The organism is Vibrio sp. 1751, from assembly GCF_033339895.1.
In the GTDB taxonomy this organism is placed as follows: Bacteria; Pseudomonadota; Gammaproteobacteria; order Enterobacterales; family Vibrionaceae; genus Vibrio; species Vibrio alginolyticus.
Genome location: NZ_JAWOVM010000005.1, coordinates 1 through 20,074 on the forward strand (window position 1 = coordinate 1; position 20,074 = coordinate 20,074).

A 20,074-nucleotide genomic window follows, 5' to 3' on the forward strand; every position below is an offset into this window, starting at 1 on the left:
CTGTTGCTGTTGCTGTTGCTGTTGCTGTTGCTGTTGCTGTTGCTGTTGCTGTTGCTGTTGCTGTTGCTGTTGCTGTTTTAGCTTTTCTTCTACAACCGATAGGTTTTTCTTCGCGGCTTCAAAGTTAGGCTTTTCCTCTAGCAGTTTTTTATACAAATCAGCCGCATCTTCTAATTGACCATTTTGAGCGAGCGAGTTGGCGAGGTTATAGCGGCCGTTAAGGGAGGCATCATGAGAAAATGCTTCGATAGCGGCTTCGTAGTCACCTTTTTGATAACTGGCGGCTCCTTTCCAGCTTGGGTTTGTAAATAGGTTTTGCGCCTGTTCATACTCACCTTGCTTGTATAGTTCCGCTCCTTGTTGGTCGGCATTTAAGAACGGATTAGCTTCTGCATGCGGTGTCCACGTTACTGGGACTGCAGTCGCAACTACCACCCAAATCAGGCCGCGTCGAAACAGTAAAGCCGCAGGAAGAAGTAACAACGGCAGTAACCAAAAGCCACTGTTGAGACGAGAATCAGTTTTAACTTCTTCGCTTTGGGTCGCAGAAAGCTGGCTACCAATGTTATTAGTAAAGGCCGCGATATTTTCAACATCACGGTTGGTGTGCTGAATAGGAACAAATAGACCGCCAGTTTTATTCGCTAGCGTCTGTAGGTTTTTCAGGTTTGTTTTCGCTACGACGGTTGTGCCTTGTGCCGTTTTTAGCAGAGAGCCATCGGGCAGCGCGATAGGCGCACCGTTAGGAGTCCCGACGGCAAGAACAGAAATGCGAAACTTTGTACCTTGGACTAAATCTAACGCGCGAGACAGCTCTGACGTATCAAGATCATCCGCTAACACGATGATATCGCCTTGTTGCGTGCCGGCTTGAGAAAACTGGTTGATCGCCAGTTCAATCGCGGCAGGCAGGTTTGCTCCTTGAAAAGGCATCAGCTCTGGTGACAAATTTTCGATAATCCCCGCAAGCGTGCTGGAATCAGTTGTCAGTGGACTTAAGTTATAGGCATCGCCAGCGTAAGCAATAAGTCCAGTGGCTCCCTCTTCCCATTTAGGCAGCAAATCGAGCGCCTTATAACGTGTTTGTGCTAGCCGATTGGGTTTGATGTCTGTAGCAAACATAGAGCGAGACATATCAAGCACTAAGATACGGTTTTGGTTTAACTCAAAGCTTGGTCGAGCATTGGACCGCCAGCTTGGCCCCGCTAATGAAATGCAAGTTATTGCCCAAGCTAAACCCCATAGAGTGAAGTAATGCTTAGACTGCGTGTTTTGTCCGAGCATCCGCGATAGGTGAGGGGCAATCAGTGTGGACTTTTGGGCTCTAAATTTGTAATTAAGCAAGAGTGCAATAGGGATCACGATGAGCCCCAAAAGCCAATAAGGATTGAGGAAAATAAACTCAGCCATGTTTTCTCCTTAATAGGAATAACAATACCGATAATACAAATGCAGCGCTTAATGGATATGGAAACCATTCAGACTGTGGGCGCCAAGTTTGTGTGTCGCTAGATACGGGTTCTAGCTGGTTGATGGTGTCATAAATCTTTTCGAGCTCTTCCGTATCTCGCGCTCGAAAATATTGTCCACCTGTCACCTCTGCCACTTTAGTCAGTGTTTGTTCATCTAAGTCGGCTGCGGTGTTGACTTTGCGAGTCATGAAAAACTCTTTTACCATCATTTCACCAGCGCCCACGCCCACGGTGTAAACAGTGGCGTTGTATTTTTTCGCAATTTCCGCTGCTTCTAGCGGCTCGAGCACCCCTGCAGTATTGCTGCCGTCACTGAGCAAAATCATGACTCGTTGGGGAGCATCACTGTCTACAAAGGTTTTTGTGCCTAACCCAATACCATCACCAATGGCGGTTCGTTGACCAACCAAGCCGATGACGGTTTGATTAATCTGTTGCATGACGCTTTTGCGGTCTGCAGTGAGTGGTGTTTGCAAATAAGCATGGTCGCCAAACAAAACAACTCCGAGACGGTCACCTTTTCTCTTTGCTACGAAATCAGACAGAACTTTTTTGACTGCTGTGAGGCGATCGATATATTCGCCGTTGAGTTCCATGTCTTCCTGCTGCATCGAACCGGACAGATCGACGACTAACATCAAGTCCCGATATTTGGGTTGGAATTCAACGGGATCGCCAAACCAAACTGGACGTGCACAAGCGACGACAAGAAGGCCCCAGATCGCGATTGAAAGCGCTTTTTGCAGCGCTTGCTTAGGTTTGCTGCTATTCTCATTAGTTGGTAAGTACGCCAATTTGATCTCGGCTTGTTGAGATTCTTGTGGCAGGAACTTGTATACCAGCCAGGGGATGGGCAACAAAAACAGTGCCCACCACCAGACAAATTCGATGTTTAGCCATTGGGCAAGATCGGTTATGAGTGTTTGCTCAGTCACGGTTATTTGCCTTTTTCTTTGGTGGCAAAGCGTAGGTTATCCAAAAGACACAATCGTCTACCAAGCTTTGATGCTGCCCTTGGGAAGAATTCTGATACAACGCTTCTTGCCATTGATGTTGTTTGTCTACGAATCGACTTTCTTTGGTATGGCTATCGAGAAATTCATACCAAGCGATTCCAGTTAATGGTGCGATCTCTTCACGCGGAAAGTAACTCAATGCTGCCTGGCGCAATATTTCCAGAGCAGAGGAAGGGGTATGAGGCGCGGTAGGTTGAGTTAAAAGTGTTAATGCTGTCTTTTTTGCGCGTAAGTGTTTTTTACGCCATCTCACATAAAGACAAATGCCGAAAACGAACAGCAAGGTTGCTGCAAGCACCACCCACCATCCCCAAGCGAGCGGAAACCAATCCGGTGCGTTTGGCAAAATCAAAGGTTCAAGGTCTAGGCTTTGGTTGTTTGTTGTCATTATTATTACTGCTTAATAAATACTGCTTGTCAGTTTGTTAGCTTAATTGTGAAATTAAGGGCCGGCCACTTGATAGCGTGTTAAATGGAATTGCTATTGAATGGCATTGCTGCTTAATGGTTTCTTGATGTTGGGTAAAGTGGTTTTCGAGTTCTCTTCGTTGTCCTTTAGAGCCAAAGTTAAACCATTGACTATGCAGCCCATCCGAAGCTTTCACTTGACCTCTAAAGTCTGTTTCGCCTCTTTCTAACGGATCATAAAACTGAACAGCCCTTACGCTATTGTGTTGTTTGAGTCGACGTAGTTGTGCCAGTTCCGTTGGTGTTACGTGGGCAAAATCACTGAGCATAATCAATTCGCTGCCTTTTGGGGTGAGCGTATGAAGTGTCTCCAATACTTGTGCATACGGCAGTGTACGAGTGTCGTTGCTTGCAGTACGAGTTACTTGCGCATTATGTATGTCGACTATGGCGTTAAGAATCCGCAGCCCTTGTCTTTGTAAAGAAGAGGGGCGAAATTCAAGACATTGATGTCCGTCATCAATCACTGCGCCGATGCGATCTTTTTTAGCTAGAGTTAGCCAAATTAGAACACTGGCAAAGTGGGCCAATTGAACGGATTTGAGTACATACTTAGATCCAAAATGTAGACTAGAACTTAGATCAAGATAAAGAATGACCGCTTGCTCTTTATCTTCTGCAAACAACTTCGTATGTGCTTTACCGGTCCTAGCGGTGACTCGCCAATCAATGCTGCGAATATCGTCGCCAGGTTGATATTGGCGCACCTCCATAAAATCCATACCTCGCCCTTTTTGGCGACTGGTATGGTTACCACTCATCTGCGACCAGAGACTCTGTGCTGGTGGTAACCAACGTACAGATTGAGTGCGATATTGGAGCAGCTCTTCAAGGGTTAATGTCACCCCATTCGCATGAGGTGGTAATGAATGTGTAGCGGACATATCACTCACTCGTTTATGCACTGCCAACAAGGTTTAGCAGTTTATCGATGACCTGGTTTGCCGTAATGCCTTCCGCTTGAGCGTGGTAACTCAATAATAAACGGTGGCGCAGTACCGGATAAGCCATGGTTTGAACATCTTCCGGAGAGACAAAATCACGACCAGCAAGCCAAGCGTGCGCACGTGCACAGCGATCAAGAGCGATGGTGGCACGCGGACTTACACCCATTGACAACCACTTGTCCAACTCAGTGTCATATTCGTTGGCTTGACGTGTCGCCATAACTAAACGGACGATGTACTGCTCTATCGTTTCTGCCATATGAATATCCAACACCTCTTTACGTGCAGTGAATATATCTTGTTGGCTTAACATTGGGCGTTCAACCTTTACTTCGCCCTTTGCTTCTCCGCGGTTAATACGCAAGATAGATAGCTCATGCTCTGCATCTGGGTATTCCACTTCTAAATGCAATAAAAAGCGGTCTAGCTGCGCTTCAGGAAGGGGGTAGGTCCCTTCTTGCTCTATCGGGTTTTGAGTTGCCATAACCAAAAACAACTCTGGCAGCGGGTAGGTATGACGACCTGCTGTGACTTGTTTCTCTGCCATTGCTTCAAGCATTGCCGCTTGTACTTTGGCTGGTGCACGGTTTATCTCATCCGCAAGAATAAGCGAGTTGAAGATAGGACCTGACTGGAAAGTGAATTCTCCGGTTTCGGGACGGAAGATATCGGTGCCGGTTAAATCGGCTGGCAGCAAGTCAGGGGTGAACTGAATTCGGTGGAAGTCACCTTCAACACAGTCTGAGAGTGATTTTACTGCACGGGTTTTTGCTAACCCAGGAGGGCCTTCAACTAAAATATGCCCATCCGCAAGAAGCGCAACAAGCAGTTGCTTTACCAGATCTTGCTGTCCGATGATCTGCGACTCTAAGTATTGCTGAAGAGTTTCGAAGTTAGATTTATGCATGCTTTGGACTCTCGGTATCCATGTGATTTTCGTGTTGAGTATTGGTCATTTTCCATGTGAAAAAAGTTCCAACGCTCTATTGCAATTTATCTTTTCAATATTGGGACGCTACAGAGAATTGCAAGTACGTGCTATCTCTGAAAGTGCTTATTTGACAGTGTGTTACATTTATTTTTCATAATATAATGAGAAATGCCTCTAGTTTTGTACATATGAGCCGATAAAGATTCCGTGGTGTGCGTGTCATGAGATATGCACCTGATTCCCCTTGTGGGGCCAATAACAAGTGATTCTTTTAAAAGGTCCGAATATGTTGAAACTTCATTCCTTGAGCATCAAACAGAAGGTTGTACTTGGCATTACGTTTGCTGTTCTAGCATCAACAATCATTGTTGGTGTTATGGCTCAGCGTCATGCGAGAGATGTATTGAGCCATCGTCTTATTGACATCGAGCTACCTGCGATGTTGCAGCAAATCAATACCGAAATTGACCGCGAAGTTGTCGAAATGCAACAAGCGGCAAAACAGCTGGCTACAAACGAATTTATTGTTGAAGCCCTATCTAATACAGACCGTGATCCGTCAGTAGAAGTTCAGTTGGTTCAGCAGCTCAATAACGTTAAATCACAGTATGGTCTTAATGATGCGTCGGTAGCGAATCGTCAAACGGCATATTACTGGAATCAAAACGGATTCTTACGTCAACTTAACCGAACGCAAGATGCTTGGTTCTTTGGATTTACGTCGTCTGGTCAAGAAACGTCCGTGAGTGTGTTCCAAGAGGCAAATGGCGAAGTGAAAATGTTTGCCAATTTCCAAGATCTTAATGGTACATCAATGTCAGGTCTCTCTAAATCTATGGGAGACATGGTTGCTTTGCTCAATGGGTTTAAAATTGAAGATACGGGTTACGTGTTCCTCACTAATGAACAAGGCCAGATTCAAATACACCGCCAACAAGGTAAGAACCAAACTTCTATCACTAAACTATTTGGTAGTGACGCAAGTGCGCTGTTGAACAAAAATAGCTTCAACCTAATTAATGTGGAGTTTGAAGGGCAGGATACTTTTGTTTCTAGTTTGTATGTTCCTTCAATGAACTGGTTTGTTATTGGCGTGGTTCCCGTTGATGAAGTATTCGCAGACCTGAATGCGACAGCTAAAAAAATGCTGTTTACGACCATCATTGTTGCCGTTGTATTCATCCTCATGGGCGTATGGTTGGCAAACAGCATTACGAAACCAATCCGACTGATTGCCGATCGTTTTACCGACCTTGGGCAAGGTGAAGGCGATTTGGCGCAGCGTATTGAAATTAAGGGTAATGATGAAATTGCTCAGCTTTCAAAAGGCTTTAATGGATTTATTGAGAAGATTCATGCCACGATGAAAGAGGTTGCTTTAACCAGTGGCTCATTAAGTCAAGCGGCAGAAAGTGTGTCAACGAAAGCAACATCCACACACGACAACAGCCAAGAGCAGCGTGATCAAACCATTCAAGTAGTTGCAGCTATCAACCAAATGGGTGCGACCATCAGTGAAATTGCATCGAACGCTGCTACCGCTGCTGATACGGCAAATCAGGCTTCAGATAACACTCAAACTGGTCGAGAAGTTGTGATGAAAGCAAAAGAGGTGATCAGCCGCCTAGCCGATGATGTTGAAACAACCAATATTGTTGTGACGCAGTTGGCATCGACAACCAAAGATATTGGCTCGATTCTGGGTGTAATTCGTGACATATCTGAGCAAACGAATTTACTTGCGCTAAACGCTGCAATTGAGGCTGCTCGTGCTGGTGAGCAGGGACGTGGTTTTGCGGTTGTTGCTGATGAGGTAAGAAACCTAGCTTCACGCACGGCCGATTCTACAGAAGAGATTCAGCGCATGATCAATCAGCTTCAAAGTGATGCACAAGACGCGGTAAGTGCTATGGAAGCGGGCAAAGCGGTCACCATAGAAGGGGTTACTTCTACCGATGAAGCAGTCGAGGTATTAATCAGTATTTCTGAACGAATCACCGACATCTCTGATCGTAATACACAGGTTGCAACGGCGACGGAAGAGCAATCCACGGTGGTGCATACCATTAATCAAAATATCGAAGAAATCAACGCGATAAATGAAATGACAACCGCGACAGCAGAAGAGTTGGCGGATGCAAGTCGCGATCTTCAAGCGCTCTCTTCTCGTTTAGACAAGATGGTTGGTAGCTTCAAGTTATAGAGTTGGATAGAATAGGCGAAGTTTAAAAGTTCAATCATTAATTTTAGGTAAGTACTATGAATGACTTCGAAAAAGAACTAGAGCAAATTTCTCAAGAAACCGCTCAGGAGCCAGAAGTAAAACTGCCGTCGCTAGAAGAGCAAAAAGCGATCGTCGCTGAGCTGAAAAAGCTGGAAGCGGAAGGTAAGCTGACGCCAGAAGTGTTAGAACAACACTTTGGTAAGTTTAACCAAAAAAACGCAGTTCCAATCCACTAAGTTAGGTGGTGTTTTGCCTCTAACGTGCGTGATTAAATCACCTGCTCAAACACAAAAAGGGAGTTTATACTCCCTTTTTTAATGTCTGAAAAATGCTAATACCTCTCACATACTTGCCACTTAAAAATTATTGACACTTCAATGAGTTATTAATTAGTACTAGTGATTTTCATACTTGACAATACTACCGCTCTATCTAAATCTATTGCGTATTTCAATAAAAACGACCAAGGGAATGCGATCAGGATGGAGCAGCAAAAAAAAAGAAACGTTATTTTAATCACGGAGGGAAGTCTACAGTCATCTCTGTTGAAAGATGTATTGGAGACCAAACTCGGTATTAGTGTTGCTCTAATCACGCCAGATAATCTGATTCACGGAGTGTTACATGAATCTCTTGCATCAGCCATTATTGTTGATTGCAGCGTGATCACGGATGAAATTTTTCGCCGTTATGCGGAGTTTAAAGCGGCCAAGCAGAAAGACACGCTTGAAATCTTAATTAATTGTGAGCAATCCATATCGACAGAAGACCTCTTTGCTTGGCGTACTTTGGCCGGTATTTTCTATACCTCTGATGATATAAAAACGTTGCAAGTTGGTATTGGTAAGGTGCTTCAAGGAGATATGTGGTTCAGCCGTAAGTTTTCTCAGCAGTACATTACTTACCTTCGTCGACATTGCAAACCTATAAATAAGAATGTTTCCGCTATTCTGACCAAACGAGAGCAACAAATAATTACCTTTCTTTCCATGGGGGCGTCCAATCAACAAATCGCCGAACAATTATTTGTCAGCGAGAATACGGTAAAAACGCATTTACATAATATTTTCAAGAAGATTGATGTGAAAAATAGAGTTCAAGCACTTATTTGGGCAAAGGAAAATATTTCAGACAACTCGTTAACGGTGTAATGCTATTGCAATATTAGGTTGCCTAATTTAGTAAACTCTTAATAATTTCTGTGACCTGAATGTGTTAAAAGTGTTTCTTTTATGAGAAACACTTTTTTTGGTTCTCTTTTTAATAACTTTAGAATTTAAAAAAGTAGCAAATAACTTTACTCTGTGGACTAGCACTTACATATCAAACTAAGTGCTGACGATTAACTACTAATTTAAGAATGTTAAGTCACTGAAAGTATGAGAAACATTATGGAACAGTATATGGAAAAGCCTGAAATCCTAATGCTCACTCAACAAAGTTTACAGAGTGAAAACTTTAAGGAAATGCTTTCTAAAAATACAGAAACTAAAATAACGATCATTGATACTAAAAACCCTAGTTATCATGAACTCATTCCGGAACGCTACTTTTTGCTTGTTGATTTTTCAGTTGAGATTCCTTCCGAAACTTTAGTTTATTTAAAAGATAGTAATAAAGTGCTAGGAACCATAATGCTTAATCTAGGTTATGACTTAGACACAGAAGAACTCGCTTCTTGGCCTCATGTAAAAGGTATATTTGGTCCAGGAGATTCAATGGACAAGGTTTGTCAGGGATTAAAAGCAATAATAAAAGGGGATAATTGGCTGTCTCGAAGATTACTTGATCAGCTAGTAAATTATTATCGAGGCAGAGAAGTAAATAGCATTATCGAACCTGCTATTGAGGTTGAGCTTACTCGGCGTGAAGTTCAGGTTTTAAAAATGTTGAAAGAAGGTGGTTCAAATATGGAAATCGCTGATTCTTTATTTATCAGCGAGCATACTATTAAATCACATCTATACAATATTTTTAGAAAGTTAGAAGTAAAGAACCGTACGCAAGCTACAAGTTGGGCTAAGAGAAACCTGTAGTACTAGTATTAACTTGCTGTAATAAAAAGAAAATACTCTATAAAGTACTAAATTTTATATTTATTATTAAAATGTCAGTCTGAAATATCATCCCATATTCAAACTTATTCCTATTCAGTTGACTATTAGACTTCTCATGTCGTGACGAATCTAGTCAGACGTGGAACAGAAGGTCTATTCAATTAATAAGCTAAGAGGGAATAAAAATGAGCGCAAGTGACAATGACACGTATTTAGGCGATGCAGGTGTAAATAACCAATTTGCTGATTTCGATGGCGGCGATGATTTGTTTATCGGTTTTGGTGGTAATGACTCGTTTGTTGGCGGTGGCGGTAATGATTATGTGATCGGCGGCGACGGCGACGATCGCCTAACTGGTGGTGCTGGAGATGACATCCTTAGGGCTGGTACAGGAAACGACTACCTCGGCGGTGGTACCGGTAATGACTTGCTGTTGGGTTTGCTGGGCGACAATAAATTAAATGGTGGTGTCGGTGAAGATATTCTTGTTGCTGGTTCTGGTGACAACGTTTTAGTTGGCGGCAGCAATGGCGATAAGTTTGTGTTCACGGATAAGTTTGGTGGTCATGGCGAAGCCAAAGTTGTTGACTTCACCATTGGTGAAGACTCTTTGCACATCATTAGCGACTCTGTCACTGATTTTGGTGATTTAAGCTTTAGCTACGATGCGGTTGGGAATGCAGTGTTTACCGATGGGGCTGATCTAACAGTGAAACTTATTGGCGTGACTGAAACTGACATCAACACCTATGGTGCTGATCTGTTCGTAATCTAAACGACTGAAAATAACTCTGGATGGGAATTAGTTTGCGTGGCTCTGCCATGCTGAGGTGAACTAATCGGACACTCTAGAGCGATTTGAGGTTACCTTAAGCTAGGCGCTAGTATTTCTGGCGCCTACAATTTTCACATTAAACGGAAGTAGTCGTGCAAAAAACGGTTTTCAAAGAAGTGAAACAAAAACTATGCACGCTTGCGGGCTTGCTGATCGTTTTTAGCCTTTTTATCAACTTATTGGTTCTCTCGATTCCGCTGTACATGCTTCAAGTGTACAACCGAGTGATATCTTCCTACTCAACCGATACTTTATTCTTGCTCACTGTCATCGTAATTGTCGCGCTGTTAACCATGTCCATCATCGACATTGCACGAGCACAAATGAGTAAATCTTTTGGTTATTGGATGGACACAAAACTCTCCGCTTTCATGCTCAAGCGCACGATTCAATATCAATCACATACCGGGAAGAGTTATACCTCGCAAACTCTGAGAGACATTCAGAACATCAAAAGCTTTTTGAGCAGTCAAGCACCTTATCCACTGTTGGATGCGCCCTGGACACCGCTGTTTATTTTATTTGTGTATTTATTGCACCCGATATTAGGTCACATCGCGTTACTTGGATCTATCGTATTGTTTAGCCTAGGTCTACTTAATGAGCTAATGACGCGTAAAACAATGCAAGAGAGCGAAGTCAGAGCGATTTCTCATATCAACAACGCTGAATTAGCCACGCAAAACTCCAATTCAATTCTCGCAATGGGGATGATGAATGCATTTTTAGAGAAGTGGCAGTCGCGCGTGAGTGAAGTGAATGTGCTTGAAGAGCGAGTTGCAGGTAAGTCCATCTACATGGCTAACTTTTCTAAGTTTGTGCGTGGCTCATTACAGATATTTTTACTGGGAGGTGGTGCATGGTTAGTTATCCAACATGAGATAACGGCAGGGGCGATGATCGCGAGCTCCATATTAATGAGTCGGGCATTATCGCCGATGGAGCAGGCGATAGGCACGTGGCGAAGTGCGATGTCTGCTAAAGGCGCCTATAAAAGGTTGAAAGAAATCGATGCGATCGTGCGCCAAGATGAATCAGATATGCCACTGCCTAAACCAAAAGGACACTATGAGCTTACCGGACTAGCCTATCGCCATTCTGGAGCAACCGAACCAGTGCTCTCATCGATCAGCTTATCGATTCCTCCGGGTGTTGCTGTTGGGGTAATTGGCCCTTCTGGTACGGGTAAATCGACGTTTGCTCGGCTGTTATTAGGTACGGTTAAGCCATTAGCGGGTAAAGTGACTCTTGATGGAATGGAAGTCTCCGTATGGGCATCTGAAGATCGCGGCGTGCATTTTGGGTATCTCGCTCAAGAGGTGGAGTTATTTCCTGGCACAATTCGAGAGAACATCGCGCGCTTTAAAGAAGAAGACCCGGTTAAAGTTATCAAGGCGGCGCAACTAGCAGGATGTCATGAATTAATACTCAAGAAAAACAAAGGCTATGATTGCATTATTGGTGAAAATGGCCGCGGTTTATCTGGGGGGGAAAGGCAGAGAATCGCTCTTGCAAGAGCCGTTTATGGCGACCCATCTATTGTGATTTTCGATGAAGCGAATGCCAACCTCGACGGTGAGGGAGAGGCTGCGTATCAACGTTTGATTGCCCATTTAAAAGCACAGAGTACAACGATTATCGTCATTGCTCACAATCCGAGCACGTTACGACAAATGGATAGGCTCTTGTATTTGGCTGACGGCCGAGTCAAGTTATACGGCGCTAAAGATGAAGTATTAAAACGTTTGATGGGCGAAGAAAGAACAGATATCCCAAGGGTAAGAAATGAGCAATCAACTGCCAACCGTTAATCAGAGTTCTACCGAGATCGTATATCGTTTTAGCCCCAAAGCGAGACTAAACTTTCGAAAACCAATTTTACTCGGTGTGGTGACCTTAAGTGTTTTTCTTGGAGGCCTTGGCTACTGGGCTGCAACAGCCAAATTAGAAAGTGCAGCGATTGCTTATGGTGATTTGTCAGTTCTCACTAAGCGACAAGAAATTCAGCATTTAGAAGGCGGTATTATTGAAAAGCTATATGTACAGGAAGGGGATTTAGTCGAAAAAGGTCAGTTATTAATTCAACTTTCTAAGCGTCAAGCTATGGCTAAGTTGGATTCGTTAAGTGGTCGTTTTATCCATACTCTAGCAAAGGAAAACCGTTTAAGTGCGGAGCTTGATGAGCTTCCAACGATTGTATGGTCTGATGATCTTGAGAGCATTCCCCGTGTCGATATCGTCCAAGAAGCACAACTGGTTCAAAACAAGATCTTTGAAGCGAGAAAGCGATTCTTTGACAGTAAACTGAGTATCATTGAGCAGAGTATTTCTGGAGCAAATTTAGAACTTGAAAACCTTCAGCAAACCAAAGTGATTGAGACGGAACGGCTCAACTTTATTGCTGAAGAAATAGACAGCAACCAAGCCTTGGTGCAAAAAGGTTTCTCGGGAAAATCTACCTTACTTCAACTAAAGCGCCTAGCAGCGGAGGTGAGAAGTACCTTAAGCCAGTTAGACAGGCAGTCGCTCACCGTTAGAAAAAGGTTAGATGAGAACTTGGCGCAAATTGAAGAGTTGAAGCTTGAAAGGCTGAATGAGATTGTAGAGGAACTACGAAATACCAAAACGGAAATTGTCGCAATTCGGGAAGAATATCGCTCCGCTCAAGATATTGTCGCAAGAACAACGATCAACGCACCTATTTCTGGTCGCGTAGTCAACATGCAAGTGTTTACCGAAAAAGGTGTGATTGGCTCGGGTGAAACGTTACTAGAACTGGTCCCGCAAGACGATAAGTTGTTAGTCGAGGCTCGTGTTAATCCTCAGGATATTGATTTAGTGAATCCAGGCCAGCAAGCACACGTTCGTCTGACCGCTCTGAATGCACGGATGTTGGCACCTTTAGACGGTACTGTGCTGACGATTTCTGCCGATAAGCTCTCGCAAGAAAACCAAGAAGATTTTTATCTCGCTAGAATTGCAATTTCACCGGAAGATGTGACAAAACATCGTTTAACCTCAGGCATGAATGCCGAAGTGCTTATTTTATCTGAGCCACGAACGCCATTGAGCTACCTAATAAAGCCAATTACAGAAAGCATGAATCGCGCCTTCAGAGAGGAGTAATTTCAAAAAGACTTGAGTGAGCACGGACAACAGACAAAATAATTTGTTATCGTTAGCTGTTACTGGGCCGTATTTTTATTCGAGGGAGCCGTGGAATGGAGAAAGTGCAGTTAGTTGTCGATTTTCTTCTCACTCATAAATTGATTTTTACCGCACTGATCTTTGCGATTATGTGGTTAATTCGTCGTGCAATTTTATCGATGATTCGTGGTGATCACGCTTTTCTCTCAGAAGATCAGCGTAGTTGGATGTCCAGAACTAAAAATGGCACCTTTGCTGTTACATTACTGATTTTATTTATTTTATGGCAATCAGAAATTAACGAGTTTGCTCTGAGTGTAACGGCGATTGCCGTTGCCATTGTAGTGGCATCCAAAGAAATCATTTTGTGTTTTACGGGTTCGATTCAAAGAGCAAGTTCACGTTCTTTTCGCGTTGGGGACTGGATTGAGGTCGGGAAGTTATGCGGTGAAGTGATTGAGCACAATATGATGGCGACGGTGATTCAAGAGATCGACCTGCATCATGGGCAATATCATTACACCGGCAAAACAGCGACATTGCCTAATAGTATGTTCTTTACCTATCCAGTAAAGAACCTCAACTTCATGAAGCGGTACGTTTACCACAACTTTTCTGTAGTGGTGAAAGACTTCGTCAATTTGTATCCACTGCTACCGATTTTAACTGATAAAATTGAAGAACATTGCAGTTACTTTGCTGATGTTGCACATCGTTACAATGCGATGATTGAAAAACATGCCGGTGTTGACCTTCCTGGTTCTGAGCCACATATGCATATTTCTAGTAACATTAATGGTGAACAAATTCTGCACGTGATGATTTTCTGCCCAACCGATAAAGCGAACCACTTAGAGCACTTAATTCGTAAGGACTTTATGGAACTTTATGAGCAACGTTTTCCTGTAGTGCGAGAAGAATAGAGCATCGTACTTCGCCTTTAATTTCAAACCCCGCTATCAAAATAGCGGGGTTTGTTTTTCTTAGCGTATTTTTAGGCTGTAACAATATTCCCAACTTAGCTGAATTTACTCTTCAGCATTAAAAATAGGAAGTAAGTGCTGCCTATAATAGCGACCAACGTGCCAGCTGCGACCTGACTTGGATAAATAGCGATTTGTCCTAGCCAATCTGCCCACAACATTAGGGTTGCACCAATTAAGGCACTGACACACAGTTGCTCTTTCACTTTTCTTGCTCCTAACATCATCGCCATATGGGGAGCGACCAAGCCAACAAAAGATATTGGACCAACTGTAGCGGTAGAAAAGGCGCATAACAAAGCAACGATGGTGAGCATAAGCGTATTGGCTACGGTAGGGTTAAGCCCTCGTGCATTTGAGAATTGTCGCCCGATGGAAATTAGTGTTAGCCAACGAGAAATCGAGAATACAGCGGCAAGCAGAACTATTATGGCCAAACATAGCATCAGTGCGGTGTCGGCTGTGACTCGATAAATAGAACCAGTTAGCCACAATAAAATTTTGTAACTGTCACCTGAGCCTTGAGCTAGCGAAAATTGAACGAGGGCTTCTAATAGTGCCGTTAGTGCGATGCCGGACAACACGAAGTTAGATGGATTAAAATGGCTTCGTTTACCGATAATCAGCAATAACATCAATACGGACATACTTCCGAAAAAAGCGATACCCCAGCTAAATGCGGAGAGAAGCGACCCAGCGATGACTCCTGTCGTTATAATGGCAAACGTGGCTCCGGAAGACACACCGAGAATATCGGGACTTGCCAGAGGGTTATAAACAATGCGTTGCAAAATGATTCCGGCAACGGATAGCGCAATACCGACAGAAAGTGCGGTTAACATTCGCGGCCAACGCAATTGCCATTGGAACTCACCTGGCACAGACCATTGAATTCCGTTTATACCATGGGTAACGAATGAGTAAGCTAGAATCCCAACCAGACTGAATAGCGCAATGCTGCATACCGCGCGTTTAGAAAGCGCCGTTTTTCCTTGGCTCATTGAAAGGTTAAGTTGATCGGTTGCCGTCAGCTTTTTACGAGTAAACCAAATTAAAGCGGGAGCGCCAATAGCTGCAGCCGCTACACCGCTAGGAATGGTTTCCTCTAACCATAAGCTCAGCGAAATAGCGGCAGAGTCTGTGATGATTAGTAGCATTGCGCCCAAAAGCATGCTGCTGATCAATTCGTCGCGCGGTGTTCTTGCCCCCATCGCTCTGGCAATATTGGGTGTCAGTAATCCGATGAAGCTGATAATACCAACTGCGGTGATGGAGGCAGATACCAGCCAAATACCCATCACCATTAACGCACCAAACGCGGGTAATACCGCTAAGCCTCGGGCTGCTGCGCCTTCTTGTCCTAGTTTCATTAAGGTCAGAATACGTGGTGCGACGATCAAAATTACGATTGCGATAGCGCAGCGAGGCAATAACCACTCAAACCAATCCCAGCTGTATTGAGAGAGGTCTCCTGCTCCCCACATAAAAATATTCTGTGCGAACTGGGCGTTTAAAATAATAATGGCTGTGGCGATAGAACCGAGCAAGATATTGATCACCATCCCCGAAACGACCAACGGCAAACCTGTCATATTACGCACACCGGCAATTGATACGATCAGGCCAAACGCCACTAAAGCCCCAAACATTGCGGCTAATGCAGAGTAATCGGCGACCCAATCGACGAACCAAATGTTTACCACGACTAATGCAAGCCAAGCACCAGAAGAGGTGCCAAGAGTCAACGGCGAGGTGAGGTTATTCTGCGTTAATTGCTGCATTAAGCTGCCGGTGAGACCAAGCATGGCACCAACAAGCAGGGTCATACTTAACCTAGGAAGTTGCGCTTGCGTAAAGAATACATCACGAAACTCGGTTGCTACCTCTAGTTTTGTTAATAATTGCCATTGTTCGAAAAGTGATAAATTAGTATCAATTTGTAGGCTAAAGACGCTAAGTAACGTAATCAGCGCCAGATAACCAATATAATGTTTCGTTCTCATTGTTCTGGTGCCAACTCTATTAGACTGTCGGTAATCGCTTCAGCGGTGTATTGCAAAGACATGGCACCGCCATACGCCCACACTGCTCTGACTGAATTTACCCGCTGCTTTTTCACAAACGGCATCGCTTGCCAAAGTGGCGACTCTTTCAGTTTTCGTTCTTCTGGGAAAGGTTGTACGTAGAGAACGTAGCTGTTTTGAAGGCCCTGAAGCCGATTGATTCGATCTTGCTTTACTCCCCACGCACGTGGGTCCTCTTTAATTGGAGCCTGTAATCCCAGTTTTCTAACCACGTAGTCAGTGGTAGAGTTTTCGGTTGCAAGTAATACAGTATTCGGGGTTGAAAATCGCATCACAAGAACGCTGAGTGGAGCAGAGTAATAGTGGCGAATTCGCTGGCGCATCTGCGCAAATGAAGCATCTAATTCTGCCAATTTCTGTTCAGCAAGTGCCTCTTTATTGAATAGCTTGCCGAGCGTACGAAAGTGACGAATGGCCGTTTCAGCTGCGGCCTCATTTTCAGAAAAATTAGGTAAATAGATTACCGGAGCAATTTGTTTGAGTAACGGAATCAAGTCTTGCTGTGGAGACGCAGCAAGGATGACATCTGGTTTCAAACTGGCTATTTTTTCTAAGTTGGGCTCTGCTCGGGTTCCAATATCTTCAATTGACTCTGGTGCAGTTGGATTGACGACCCATTGGCGGTAGCCTGGTAAATTTGGGGCTGCGATTGGTTCTACGTTTAGCGCCAAGACTTGTTCTAAGATGTCCCAGTTTAAGGCTACAACGCGTTGTGGCGCGTGCTCAAAACTATGCTCACCATATTCATCGGTAACGGTGATGACTGCATGTGCATTGGTCATAAAAAATGCGAGGAGAAAAGCAGATTGTGTAACCACGGTAAGTAAACGAGCCATTATGCGCATACAACAGCCACCTTTTGGCTCGCTAATGTGTTAGCCGGGCTTGGGTGCTCAATCAGCTTAATTGGTGACTCATATAGTTTAGAAAGGCGTGCCTCGTCTAACAACATGTCGGCGTTGCCTTCGAAGGCAATTTTACCTTTTTTGAGCGCAACAATGTGGGTGGCGTAGCGCAGTGCTAAGTTCAGATCGTGCAGGATCACGATAATGCCTACATTCTCGGTTCGATTCAGTTCTGCCAGCAGCGCCATTAGTTGAAACTGATGGTGAACATCGAGCGCCGAGGTTGGCTCATCGAGAATTAAAATTGGCGATTGTTGAGCCAGTAGCATAGACACCCAAGCACGTTGGCGCTCACCGCCCGATAAGTCATCCGCCAAAGCTTGAGCAAAAGGTGTAACCCCTGTTCGTTCCATAGCCTGCGTGATGATCTGTTTGTCTTCGGTTTTCCAACGACCAAGTGCCCCACGCCACGGAAAGCGACCTAAGCGCACTAGCTCTTCGACCGTTAAACCAGCTGAAGAGGGCAGCTTTTGTGGCAAATAGGCGATCTGTTTTGCCAACTCTTTGGTTTTAAGTGATGAAAGGGAAGTATCGTTTAGTGTTACCGTACCTTTATCTGGCGACATTTGACCAGAAAGCAGGTTCACCAGTGTCGACTTACCTGAACCGTTATGGCCTAAAACGACCGTTAGCTCATTTGTTGGGATGTTAAGTTGTTCGATGCCGAGGATCTGACGTCCACCTCGCACGATCTCAATATTAGACAGTTGAAACATGGATGGCTCTTAGGAGAAAACTCCCCTCAATAGAGGGGAGTAGAAGTACAATTACCAGCGGTAGTTTGCGTTTAGCATAACAGAGCGAGACTGGCCGTAGTAACACCAGTAATCGCAACCTGAAACAAACTCTTTATCTAGGATGTTGTTCACGTTTAGCTGTGCTTGCCACTGTGAAGTGATGTCGTAAGTGACTGACGCATCCCAAAGAGTGACTGAAGGAACCGTTAGGTTCGAGCTCTTAGGGTTATCTTTTGACTCACCTACGTAGCGCACACCAGTACCGATATTGAGGCCTGGAATCAGGCTGTAGGCGCTGTAGTCTACCCATGCAGAAGCTTGGTGCTCAGGAATAAGTGCGGCTTGTTTTTTACCTTGGCCAAAGCTCTCATCTGTTTTCGCTTTAGTGTAGGTGTAGCTTGCCATCAGTTTTAGATCGTCGGTTAGCTGCGCCGTGCTTTCTAGCTCAACACCTTGAGATGTCACTTCACCTGTTTGTGTCGCAATCCATGTTGATGGGTTTGTGACCAATGCATTCTTTTGCGTGATGTCGAACCATGCAAGGTTGATAAAGCCATCCATAAAGCTTGGCTCATACTTCACACCCACTTCTACTTGCTCGCCTTCCAGCGGTTTGTAAAGTTCATTGGTTGCCGCATCAATAGTGCTGATCACTTCAAACGACTGAGAGTAGTTTGCGTAAGGTGACAGGCCATTGTTTGCAAGGTACATCACACCCGCACTTAGAGAGAGCTGACCATCATCACGAGATTCACTTTGATCAACGGTAGCGCCTTTGCCAGAGTTTTCTGTTTTCACCCAGTCGTAACGAGCACCGATGTTACCAATCCACTGTTCATGCAGTTTCAATTGGTATTGTGAATAGAGACTTGCTTGAGATTTCTCAATCTCACGTTTCACGTTGTTGGCAGGATCAAGAGGGGTGAAGTTACCGTAAACTGGGTTCCACGGATTGATGGTGCCAAATGCGTAGTTGTCCTGCTCGTCGCCATCGGTTTTGTGGAATTGCAGATCCATACCGATAAGCACTGTGTGCTCTGCGTTGTCTGTCATCCAGTTACCGACAGCATTGTTATCGAACGTGATGCTCTGGTTTTTTCCGTCACGGAATACGATGCCTTGCGTTAACTCTTCTTTCGCTGGATCGTTGTTTGAGAACGCGTAAGAGCTGCGCAAGTACAACTCATTCGAACCGTAGTTGAGGTTTTGCGAGAGTGACCACGTGTCATTGATGTCGTGCTCTAGTAAGTAACCTAGAGAAAACTGCGTGCGTTCGTATTTATCGTAGTTTGGCTGACCAAGGTTAGTCGAAGGATCGATTTTGCCAAAGTTAGAACCAATCAGAGTACCTGCTGCCGGGAAGAATGGGTTAGTTGGTACACCGTCATCATGAAGGTAAGTTGCCAAAACGGTCAGCATTGTACGGTCAGAAATGTCGAACTCGACACTTGGCGCTAGGTAGAAACGCTCGTTATTTGTGCCGTCCAGTTCACCATCTTGGCTTGTCATCAAGCCAACCAAACGATAGCGCACAGTGCCTGCGTCGTTTGCTTCGTCAGCAATGTCAAAACCTACGGATTGGTGTTGGTTGTTGCCAACTTCGACTTTTACTTCGCCTTGAGGCGTAAACGTTGGTTTTTTCTGAACAGCATTCACGATACCGCCTGGTGCCGATTCACCAAACAGAATAGCCGATGGACCTTTAACGACTTCTACACTTTCTAGGCCGTAAGGTTCGACCAACCATGTGTAGTAACCATCGCGGAATAGGCGGTTGCCGTTTAGGTAAGTCGCTGCATCAAATCCACGAACTTTGAACCAATCAGTGTCGTTGTCTGCGCCATAAGGCTGAGCGGTTACACCAGACGTGTAGCGTAATGCTTCATCTAGCTTTTTCGGTGCACGAACACGAAGTTCATCTTCAGAAATGATAGATACGCTGCGCGGCGTTTCTGCTGCCGGGGTTTCTACTTTAAGTGCTTGCGCGGTGACCGTTATGGTCTCCATGGCAATCACGTCATCTTGTACGACGTCTTCTTGAGCTTGTGCTGTGAATGCAACCACTGCTGTAGGTGCTAAAGCACAAACCAACGCGTTGCGGATAGCGATGGTCAGTGAGTTATTCTTTTGCATAAATCTATTCCCGATAATTATGATTAACGCTAAGCTTAATTGTAATTATTATCATTTGAGCTTTTGTTTCGGTATTTTACTGACTTTTGTATCAAAAGATAGTAAAACGTTCGCAAATTCATTCGCGGTACCTA

General features: G+C 44.3%; 17 protein-coding genes. 8 read left to right on the plus strand and 9 right to left on the minus strand.

All coding sequences use genetic code 11. The features are described 5' to 3' along the window. From R7041_RS03235 to R7041_RS03255, 5 genes are all read right to left on the minus strand, one after another. The coding region (locus tag R7041_RS03235; protein WP_206949089.1) for a VWA domain-containing protein at window positions 1-1,410 on the minus strand (1,410 nt) is incomplete at its 3' end. Beyond that, window positions 1,403-2,407 carry a vWA domain-containing protein gene (locus R7041_RS03240; protein ID WP_042521616.1) on the minus strand — a complete coding sequence of 335 codons (1,005 nt, stop codon included), beginning with the start codon at window positions 2,405-2,407 and terminating at the stop codon, window positions 1,403-1,405. The genes R7041_RS03240 and R7041_RS03235, both read right to left, overlap by 8 nt. Continuing rightward, complete coding sequence (locus tag R7041_RS03245; RefSeq protein WP_017821862.1) at window positions 2,400-2,876, minus strand: DUF4381 domain-containing protein; 477 nt, start codon at window positions 2,874-2,876, stop codon at window positions 2,400-2,402. The genes R7041_RS03240 and R7041_RS03245 overlap by 8 nt, the downstream gene beginning before the upstream one ends. A gap of 37 nt (window positions 2,877-2,913) precedes the next feature. Then, window positions 2,914-3,840 carry a DUF58 domain-containing protein gene (locus R7041_RS03250; RefSeq protein ID WP_033906737.1) on the minus strand — a complete coding sequence of 309 codons (927 nt, stop codon included), beginning with the start codon at window positions 3,838-3,840 and terminating at the stop codon, window positions 2,914-2,916. 13 nt (window positions 3,841-3,853) lie between these two features. Next, window positions 3,854-4,810: an AAA family ATPase gene (locus tag R7041_RS03255; protein ID WP_005383914.1), complete on the minus strand. Its 957-nt coding sequence runs from the start codon at window positions 4,808-4,810 to the stop codon at window positions 3,854-3,856. Window positions 4,811-5,120: 310 nt separating this feature from the next. Here R7041_RS03255 and R7041_RS03260 point away from each other — a divergent pair, with 310 nt between their 5' ends. The 8 genes from R7041_RS03260 (at window position 5,121) to R7041_RS03295 (ending at window position 14,021) form a co-directional block, all read left to right on the plus strand. Then, complete coding sequence (locus R7041_RS03260) at window positions 5,121-7,037, plus strand: methyl-accepting chemotaxis protein (RefSeq protein ID WP_017821859.1); 1,917 nt, start codon at window positions 5,121-5,123, stop codon at window positions 7,035-7,037. A gap of 56 nt (window positions 7,038-7,093) precedes the next feature. Continuing rightward, the gene (locus R7041_RS03265; RefSeq protein ID WP_005375165.1) at window positions 7,094-7,294 is read left to right on the plus strand and encodes a restriction endonuclease subunit S; all 201 of its coding nucleotides are present in this window, start codon (window positions 7,094-7,096) and stop codon (window positions 7,292-7,294) included. A 246-nt stretch (window positions 7,295-7,540) separates the two neighbouring features. Then, window positions 7,541-8,209 carry a LuxR C-terminal-related transcriptional regulator gene (locus R7041_RS03270; protein WP_021707603.1) on the plus strand — a complete coding sequence of 223 codons (669 nt, stop codon included), beginning with the start codon at window positions 7,541-7,543 and terminating at the stop codon, window positions 8,207-8,209. 228 nt (window positions 8,210-8,437) lie between these two features. Then, window positions 8,438-9,094: a LuxR C-terminal-related transcriptional regulator gene (locus R7041_RS03275; protein ID WP_031777174.1), complete on the plus strand. Its 657-nt coding sequence runs from the start codon at window positions 8,438-8,440 to the stop codon at window positions 9,092-9,094. 206 nt (window positions 9,095-9,300) lie between these two features. Then, window positions 9,301-9,891 carry a calcium-binding protein gene (locus R7041_RS03280; protein WP_005375168.1) on the plus strand — a complete coding sequence of 197 codons (591 nt, stop codon included), beginning with the start codon at window positions 9,301-9,303 and terminating at the stop codon, window positions 9,889-9,891. Between the two features lie 152 nt (window positions 9,892-10,043). Beyond that, window positions 10,044-11,762 (plus strand): type I secretion system permease/ATPase, encoded by a 1,719-nt coding sequence (locus R7041_RS03285; RefSeq protein ID WP_206949088.1) that lies wholly within the window; start codon window positions 10,044-10,046, stop codon window positions 11,760-11,762. Continuing rightward, window positions 11,737-13,077 carry an HlyD family type I secretion periplasmic adaptor subunit gene (locus R7041_RS03290; protein WP_065275455.1) on the plus strand — a complete coding sequence of 447 codons (1,341 nt, stop codon included), beginning with the start codon at window positions 11,737-11,739 and terminating at the stop codon, window positions 13,075-13,077. The genes R7041_RS03285 and R7041_RS03290 overlap by 26 nt, the downstream gene beginning before the upstream one ends. Before the next feature lie 95 nt (window positions 13,078-13,172). Next, complete coding sequence (locus R7041_RS03295; RefSeq protein WP_005375171.1) at window positions 13,173-14,021, plus strand: mechanosensitive ion channel family protein; 849 nt, start codon at window positions 13,173-13,175, stop codon at window positions 14,019-14,021. A gap of 95 nt (window positions 14,022-14,116) precedes the next feature. On the opposite strand, the gene fhuB is transcribed toward R7041_RS03295, so the two are convergent. From fhuB to R7041_RS03315, 4 genes are read right to left on the minus strand one after another with little or no spacing between them, the layout of a single operon-like run. Further along, on the minus strand, window positions 14,117-16,084 hold the full coding sequence (gene fhuB, locus R7041_RS03300) for a Fe(3+)-hydroxamate ABC transporter permease FhuB (RefSeq protein ID WP_065275454.1): 1,968 nt from the start codon (window positions 16,082-16,084) through the stop codon (window positions 14,117-14,119). Then, complete coding sequence (locus R7041_RS03305) at window positions 16,081-17,010, minus strand: iron-siderophore ABC transporter substrate-binding protein (protein ID WP_206949087.1); 930 nt, start codon at window positions 17,008-17,010, stop codon at window positions 16,081-16,083. The genes fhuB and R7041_RS03305 overlap by 4 nt, the downstream gene beginning before the upstream one ends. After that, complete coding sequence (locus tag R7041_RS03310; RefSeq protein WP_005375174.1) at window positions 17,001-17,786, minus strand: ABC transporter ATP-binding protein; 786 nt, start codon at window positions 17,784-17,786, stop codon at window positions 17,001-17,003. Before R7041_RS03310 ends, R7041_RS03305 begins: the two co-directional genes overlap by 10 nt. A gap of 51 nt (window positions 17,787-17,837) precedes the next feature. Then, window positions 17,838-19,940, minus strand: a complete 2,103-nt coding sequence (locus R7041_RS03315) for a TonB-dependent siderophore receptor (RefSeq protein ID WP_132936302.1) — start codon at window positions 19,938-19,940, stop codon at window positions 17,838-17,840. Window positions 19,941-20,074: the final 134 nt, after the last annotated feature.

Coding starts and splice junctions, on each gene's coding strand:
- R7041_RS03260 (WP_017821859.1), top strand. CDS start 5,121: ATGTTGAAACTTCATTCCTTGAGCATCAAACAGAAGGTTGTACTTGGC.
- R7041_RS03250 (WP_033906737.1), bottom strand. CDS start 3,840: ATGTCCGCTACACATTCATTACCACCTCATGCGAATGGGGTGACATTA.
- R7041_RS03310 (WP_005375174.1), bottom strand. CDS start 17,786: ATGTTTCAACTGTCTAATATTGAGATCGTGCGAGGTGGACGTCAGATC.
- R7041_RS03305 (WP_206949087.1), bottom strand. CDS start 17,010: ATGCGCATAATGGCTCGTTTACTTACCGTGGTTACACAATCTGCTTTT.
- fhuB (WP_065275454.1), bottom strand. CDS start 16,084: ATGAGAACGAAACATTATATTGGTTATCTGGCGCTGATTACGTTACTT.
- R7041_RS03280 (WP_005375168.1), top strand. CDS start 9,301: ATGAGCGCAAGTGACAATGACACGTATTTAGGCGATGCAGGTGTAAAT.
- R7041_RS03275 (WP_031777174.1), top strand. CDS start 8,438: ATGAGAAACATTATGGAACAGTATATGGAAAAGCCTGAAATCCTAATG.
- R7041_RS03255 (WP_005383914.1), bottom strand. CDS start 4,810: ATGCATAAATCTAACTTCGAAACTCTTCAGCAATACTTAGAGTCGCAG.
- R7041_RS03315 (WP_132936302.1), bottom strand. CDS start 19,940: ATGCAAAAGAATAACTCACTGACCATCGCTATCCGCAACGCGTTGGTT.
- R7041_RS03295 (WP_005375171.1), top strand. CDS start 13,173: ATGGAGAAAGTGCAGTTAGTTGTCGATTTTCTTCTCACTCATAAATTG.
- R7041_RS03290 (WP_065275455.1), top strand. CDS start 11,737: ATGAGCAATCAACTGCCAACCGTTAATCAGAGTTCTACCGAGATCGTA.
- R7041_RS03265 (WP_005375165.1), top strand. CDS start 7,094: ATGAATGACTTCGAAAAAGAACTAGAGCAAATTTCTCAAGAAACCGCT.
- R7041_RS03270 (WP_021707603.1), top strand. CDS start 7,541: ATGGAGCAGCAAAAAAAAAGAAACGTTATTTTAATCACGGAGGGAAGT.
- R7041_RS03245 (WP_017821862.1), bottom strand. CDS start 2,876: ATGACAACAAACAACCAAAGCCTAGACCTTGAACCTTTGATTTTGCCA.